1 pseudogene is annotated in these 260 nt (G+C 61.9%); it reads left to right on the forward strand.

Going from position 1 to position 260, the window contains the following annotated elements:
• Window positions 1-260: pseudogene (locus ABGV18_RS11575) on the forward strand (adenylyl-sulfate kinase); the annotation flags it as partial.

A 260-nucleotide genomic window follows, 5' to 3' on the forward strand; every position in this document is an offset into this window, starting at 1 on the left:
GTCTTCGATCGAATCGTCGCCGATTACCGCGCGTTTGCCGACGAGATCGGTATCGAGGAGGTCACGTTCATCCCGATGTCGGCGCTTAAGGGCGACAACATCATCGCCCACGGCGAGCGGATGCCGTGGTATCACGGCACCACCCTGATGGGCTTTCTCGAGACGATCGAGGTCCACGAGGACCGCCTGCAGGGCAAGCCGTTCCGCCTGCCGGTTCAATGGGTCAACCGCCCGAACCTCGATTTTCGCGGCTTTTCCGG

This window comes from Guyparkeria halopsychrophila, assembly GCF_044582135.1.
Lineage (GTDB): Bacteria > Pseudomonadota > Gammaproteobacteria > Halothiobacillales > Halothiobacillaceae > Guyparkeria.